Raw genomic sequence first — 6318 nt, 5'->3', positions numbered from 1 at the left:
TAGCTCTCTCTAACCTGAGTATCCTAGCATTGTTCCCAGTATTATTACTACTAATACTATCCATAAAGGGTGTCTTTTTCCTTTATCTTTCCGAAAGTCCTTGACTTGTTTCAGTTTTTCTATTAAGCTCAACATATATTTAAAAGGTTGGCGGTCACTTCTCATTTTACAAAGACAGTGATCGCTTTTACTTTTGATATTCTGATGGGAGAATGAAATAGCCCTACGTTGACGCGACCACCCTAAAAAAGTGGCGTGGTGAGGAATCGCCGTCCGTTTTACGCCGGCGAGGATGTCAAATGATCGAGTTAAACCTTAGCCCAAGATGCTACCATGGAGATCGAACGTCTTAACGCCCTTTCCGATAATTATATTTTCCTCCTCTACGATCGAGCGCAAAAAATCGCAGCCGTGGTGGATCCGGCGGAAACTGAACCCGTTTTCAGGCGATTAGAGGCTTTACAGGTGGATTTAGTCGCTATTTTCAATACCCATCACCACGGCGACCATGTGGGGGCTAATCAGGCTTTAATTAATCGTTATCCCCATCTTTGTGTTTATGGGGGAAAGGAGGATCGCGGTCGCATTCCGGGGCAGCAGCTGTTTTTAGCGGAGGGGGATCGGGTGGAATTTGCCGGTCGCTCGGCCGAGGTTTTCTTTGTCCCCGGCCACACTCGCGCTCATATTGCCTACTATTTTCCCCCAGTTAACCCCGGAGATTACGGCGAGTTATTCTGTGGTGATACCCTGTTTTCGGGGGGTTGTGGTCGTTTATTTGAGGGAACACCGGGGCAAATGGTGGCTTCTTTAACTAAATTGCGATCGCTGCCTGACCAAACCAGGGTTTGGTGCGCTCACGAATATACGTTAAATAATTTAAAGTTTGCCTTGACAGTTGACCCTAATAATGCTGCTCTGCAACAGCGTTATCGGGAAGTGGAGAAAAATCGCGCCCAAGATATTCCCACGATTCCAGCAATTTTGGGGACGGAAAAGCTGACTAATCCTTTTTTGCGTTGGGATAGTCCCGCTTTGGCAATGACCATGGATAGCAACGAACCAGTACAAGTGTTTGCACGGCTGCGGGGGAAAAAAGATAATTTTTAAGTAGTCGTGCCAAATAAATTTCCTAGTGAAGAAAGGCAATAGGCAATAGGCACTAGGCAAGGGGGTAGGGGGGATTCATGGTAGGGTTGATTCATGGTAGGGTTGATTCATGGTAGGGTTGATTCATGAATCAACCCTACTAGGGGGTAGGGGGGATCCAAGGCAAAATCGATCTCTAAAAGCTCAAAGGTTGCGGATCTAACTTCAAATCGGCAAGACTGACCTCACCGTGACCATTTACCGTCACCTCTAGGGGCAAATTGCCGTGATAAGCTTGGATTAACAGGGTTTTTAAGTCCTCGATCAGGGGATAACGGGGATTGGCTCCGGTACACTGATCATCGAAAGCTTGTTCGGCTAAATGGTCTAATTTGGCCATAAATTCGGCTTCACTTTCGGGAATTACCTCTTTAATACTGGCCGGAATACCGATTTCCCGTTTTAGACATTCGATCGCTAATACCAATCTTTCCACACTTTCGGTCTCGCTTTCTCCCCCCAATCCCAAGGAATGAGCGATCCTGGCATAGCGCCACTTCACGTTAGGATATTTGTACTGAGAGAAGGTGGCCTGTTTAAAGGGGGCATCGGTGGCATTATAGAGGATGACGTGGGAAATCATCAAGGCATTGGCCAGACCGTGGGGAATGTGGAAAATGGCCCCCAATTGGTGGGCCATGGAGTGACAGATGCCTAAAAAGCCATTAGCGAAGGCCATTCCGGCCATTGTCGCCGCGTAATGGACTTTTTCCCGCGCTTTGGGGTCTTTAGCTCCGTTATGATAGGAACTGGGCAGATATTTAAACAGCAGTCGGATGGCATCTTGAGCAAGAGCATTGGTGTACTCTGAGGCTAAAACCGAGACGTAGGCCTCAAGAGCGTGAGTTAAAGCGTCAATTCCGCCGTAGGCTGTCAATTTTTTCGGCATATTTAGCACTAATTCTGGATCGACGATGGCCATGCTGGGAGTTAGAGCATAATCTGCCAGAGGATACTTAATATTATTACGGCGATCGGTCACGACGGCGAAGGGAGTCACTTCCGATCCTGTTCCCGAAGTGGTGGGAATACACACCATCAGAGCTTTTTCACCTAAAGGGGGCAATTCATAGACTCGTTTGCGGATATCCATAAAACGCATGGCCAAGCTCTCGAATTCTATCTCTGGATGCTCGTAGAGTAGCCACATAATTTTAGCGGCATCCATGGGGGAACCGCCACCGATAGCGATAATCACATCGGGATTGAAGGTATTAATGACATTTAACCCCCGTTCGACGGTTTCTAGGGAAGGATCGGGTTCCACATCATAAAAGATATTAATCGTGATGCCGATTTCTTCTAAAACTTCCTCTAAAGGTGCGGTAACTCCTAGGTCAAAAAGAGGTTTATCGGTGACAATAAAGGCCCGTTTTTTGCCGGCTAATTCCCGAATAGCGACCGGTAATGACCCGTATTTAAAATATACTTTTGGTGGTACTCGGAACCAAAGCATATTTTCCCGGCGCTCGGCCACGGTTTTAATATTTAATAGGTGGGTAGGTTCGACGTTTTCGCTGATGGAATTACCGCCCCAAGTGCCACAACCGAGGGTTAAACTAGGATCGAGACGGAAGTTATAGATATCACCGATCGCACCTTGGGAGGAAGGGGTATTAATTAATACCCGGGCCGTTTCTACGTTGTCTTCAAAGCGTTTAATATGTTCCCGATTTGAGGGTGCGGTATAAAGCACGGCCGTATGACCTCGACCCGCAAATAAGACCAGTTTTTCGGCTTTTTTCACCCCATCTTCAAAGTCTTTCGCTCGGTACATAGCTAAAATTGGCGAGAGTTTTTCGTAGGAAAATGGTTCCTCTAAACCAATATTTTCTACTTCTCCGATTAGTAATCGGGTATCTTCGGGAACGGAAATTCCGGCCATGGCGGCTAATTTTTCCACTGGTTGCCCGACGATATCGGGGTTGATATGACCATCTTTTAGGAGAATCCCGACGACTTTTTCCCTTTCTTCGGGGGAAAGAAGATAGGCCCCGCGATCAATAAATTCCTGTCGAACTTCTTCATAGATGCTATCGACAACGATTACCGATTGTTCGGAGGCGCAAATCATGCCGTTATCGAAGGTTTTACTGAGAATAATCGAGGAAACGGCCATTTTTATGTGAGCGGTTTCGTCAATTAAAGCGGGGGTATTGCCGGCACCGACTCCTAAGGAAGGTCTTCCCGAAGAATAGGCCGCTTTTACCATACCCGGACCGCCGGTAGCGAGGATTAAATTAATGCAGGGATGTTGCATTAATGCTTGGGAAAGTTCCACCGATGGCTGATCGATCCAACCAATAATACCGGCCGGCGCACCCGCTTTGACGGCCGCTTCCAAGACAATTTTGGCCGCCGCGATGGTGCAGTCTTTCGCTCGCGGATGGGGGGAAAAAATGATGCCGTTGCGGGTTTTCAGGGCAATTAGGGCTTTAAAAATGGCTGTAGAGGTGGGATTTGTGGTGGGTACGATCCCCGCTAAAATGCCCACGGGTTCGGCGATTTTTTGCAATCCAAAGGATTTATCTTCTTCGATAATGCCGCAGGTTTTGCTGTGTTTATACTTGTTGTAGATGATTTCTGAGGCAAAATGGTTTTTAATCACTTTATCCTCTATTACCCCCATCCCTGTCTCTTGTACGGCCATTTTAGCCAGGGGAATGCGAGCGTTGTTAGCTGCTAATGCCGCTTTTTTGAAGATAAGATCTACTTGTTCTTGGCTATAGTTGGCAAATTGTTGTTGAGCTTTTTTTACCTGTTGAATGAGTTCTTCTAGCTCTTGTCTATTGGTAACTATCATAACAATTTTGTCGAAAAAATTAGGCATTTTATTCTACTCTAGCGTTTTTCGGCAGGGGATTCGCTTAATCTTGGGATTTTCTTTATAGTTTCCTAAGCATTGGTATTATAGGATACTAATCCTAAATCCATTGAGCATAGGTTACATATCAGGACAGGCACTCATGCAAGAGGCACTCATGCAAAGGGGAGAATAAATAATCAGTTTTTAATAACTGGATTTAGTATAAATTAGGATTGACCAGTACCTAGAAAAAGTTTGAGGACAGAGACTCAATGATCAAGTTACCAGAAATTCAAGCTGGTGTTCGAGAAGCTGGTTCTATTCCGCACTCCTTGAGTGAAAAGTTTAAAGTTGATCACAGCTTGGCAACGGATTCAGGGTGAGATTCAACATCAAACTAGGATATCTCTAAACTCTAAAAAATCAATATCTTCAGAGCCACCGAATCAAAGAGAATTGAATCAGTCAATTTTGATGATACTTTGAATGATTAATCTAAACCCAGTTTCTTGGCGAAATTTTTCCATCCTCTCTGTTTGTGAAGTCTGAAAGTTAGGCTTTTTGTTATTGGCAATGTAGGCTTTTCTAGATGAATAATCCTCTATACCATGATTTTCAATAAATATCCGAATTGTGTTTCTCAGTTGCTTTTATCCGTCTCCTACCCACTCATGATTTCTCCCCTTTCGTTCTTTTAATTCTACAAAAATCAAACAATTAGCATAGGTCAGCATTCCATCACAGCGTTTATCCATACCACTACCATCGACTTTTCTAATTTCAATACATTTATCAATAGCGGTAAATGTCACTTCAATTTCTTGAGAGTTTTCCACAATAGCAATCCAATCCTTGGGATTTTCTGTATCTAAATAAGCGGGAGTTTCTGGGGGAGGTGGCCGATCACAAATTCCAAATTTATGCCGATGGGTTTGACTCTGACATTTTTTATCAAAGAAATTGATCTTCATAACTGTTCTTCGATTTCTAGTAAATCATCAAAAAGCTGATTTGTCTCTCCTAGAAAAAGATTGAGATAATTTTCATCAGAAGGTAAACCATTATATGTAGCAAGTTCTCGGATTTCTCCTTGCTCTGTTAATTCATATACAATAGCATCTTCTGCCGCTATACAAGAGGCTTTCGGGACAATTTGGTTGAGCTTTTCTTGGAGATAATCGGCGTTAGAAATCGCTGATGATAGGATTTTTTTGATAACTTTATCCGCTTTGATAGCTAGGGTTAGATCGTTGATAATATAAGGACTATGAGTAGTTAAAATTAGTTTATTTCCCTGGGTTAAATTGGCAAATTCAAATAATTTATATAAAATCTTTTTCTGAGATTGGGGAAATAGATTCTGCTCGATTTCTTCCACAATATTTACAAAACACTCATTGCGGTATTTAGAAGATAACACTTCTAGTGCTGCCTTTTTTAGGTCATCGGAAAGATTATCATTAGAGAGAATTTTCTCGATTTCCATTTTTAATCTTTTTTGCTCCTCTCCACTGAGTTCATTGCCGGAAGTTTCTTGAGTTCGATTAATCGATAAAGCAATATTTCGAGAAACGAGAAATAAAGGAACAAAAGACTGAAAACCACTGGAAGCTTCTGATAGATTTAGTTTATAATCACTACCCACAATCTTGGCCAGTCTATTGAGTTTATCAAATTCCAATTTAACCTCACCTACTGGCAAAGTCAAACTGCCAGATAATTCCCGTTGTGAGCGCTCCAATTCTTCCCAGAAAGTATATAATGATTTTGGCAGTCCTTTGAGTTTTTCTGGCCATCTTACTGCACTCAAAAAGTTTCGCTCTGCTGGTACATAAATAATTTTTGGTACTCGATACTTTGAATTATCAGTACGCTCGATCGATAATTTCTCATTTTCAAAACTAATTCGATAAACATCTCCATTGTATTCAATTTGGGTTTCGGCTAAAAAGTAATTGGTTAAATTTTGGTATTCACAAAAATATTTAACAAAACGATTATATTTAGTCACATATTTTTCCTCTAAATCCCCACGATATAGAGCTTTTTCCAACAAGCTTAATATTGATAATAATTTAGCAATGCTACTTTTTCCAGTTCCTTGATTACCGATAAAAATCGTTACTTTCCGAACGTCGATAAAACCATCATTTTCTAGTAAACCCGCCTTAATTGGACCGAAGTTTTTAACTTTAATTTGGCTCATTGTTACCCCCTTGATTGACGATAAGTAGCTGGTTATAATTAAATTAAAAATGGATTTTAGGTTCGATCCCCCCTGCCCCCCTTGATAAGGGGGGTGCCGATCCCCCCTTAGTCCCCCCTTAATCCCCCCTTGATAAGGGGGGCATCTGATAATTTTTAAC

Annotated in this window: 4 protein-coding genes and 1 pseudogene; 1 reads left to right on the top strand and 4 read right to left on the bottom strand. The window is 42.6% G+C overall.

The genetic code is table 11. The annotated features are described in order from the left end of the window. Nucleotides 1–12 precede the first annotated feature (12 nt). Nucleotides 13–135 (bottom strand): annotated as a pseudogene (locus O9290_RS26980) (transposase family protein); the annotation flags it as partial. 198 nt (nucleotides 136–333) lie between these two features. Here O9290_RS26980 and gloB point away from each other — a divergent pair. Further along, complete coding sequence (gene gloB / locus O9290_RS26975) at nucleotides 334–1107, top strand: hydroxyacylglutathione hydrolase (RefSeq protein WP_288056568.1); 774 nt, start codon at nucleotides 334–336, stop codon at nucleotides 1105–1107. Nucleotides 1108–1282: 175 nt separating this feature from the next. On the opposite strand, the gene adhE is transcribed toward gloB, so the two are convergent. The 3 genes from adhE to O9290_RS26960 all read right to left on the bottom strand — a co-directional run bounded on the left by adhE (nucleotide 1283) and on the right by O9290_RS26960 (nucleotide 6158). Then, on the bottom strand, nucleotides 1283–3949 hold the full coding sequence (adhE, locus tag O9290_RS26970; RefSeq protein ID WP_288056571.1) for a bifunctional acetaldehyde-CoA/alcohol dehydrogenase: 2667 nt from the start codon (nucleotides 3947–3949) through the stop codon (nucleotides 1283–1285). Between the two features lie 653 nt (nucleotides 3950–4602). After that, a complete protein-coding gene (locus tag O9290_RS28670) occupies nucleotides 4603–4923 on the bottom strand; it encodes a hypothetical protein (protein WP_288056565.1) in 321 nt (106 codons plus the stop codon). After that, on the bottom strand, nucleotides 4920–6158 hold the full coding sequence (locus O9290_RS26960; protein WP_288056564.1) for an ATP-binding protein: 1239 nt from the start codon (nucleotides 6156–6158) through the stop codon (nucleotides 4920–4922). The genes O9290_RS28670 and O9290_RS26960 overlap by 4 nt, the downstream gene beginning before the upstream one ends. Nucleotides 6159–6318: the final 160 nt, after the last annotated feature.

The organism is Microcystis sp. LE19-41.2A (genome assembly GCF_027530405.1).
Classification (GTDB): domain Bacteria; phylum Cyanobacteriota; class Cyanobacteriia; order Cyanobacteriales; family Microcystaceae; genus Microcystis; species Microcystis aeruginosa.
This window is presented reverse-complemented; position numbering and strand designations above follow the sequence as displayed.

Coding starts and splice junctions, on each gene's coding strand:
- gloB (WP_288056568.1), top strand. CDS start 334: ATGGAGATCGAACGTCTTAACGCCCTTTCCGATAATTATATTTTCCTC.
- adhE (WP_288056571.1), bottom strand. CDS start 3,949: ATGATAGTTACCAATAGACAAGAGCTAGAAGAACTCATTCAACAGGTA.
- O9290_RS28670 (WP_288056565.1), bottom strand. CDS start 4,923: ATGAAGATCAATTTCTTTGATAAAAAATGTCAGAGTCAAACCCATCGG.
- O9290_RS26960 (WP_288056564.1), bottom strand. CDS start 6,158: ATGAGCCAAATTAAAGTTAAAAACTTCGGTCCAATTAAGGCGGGTTTA.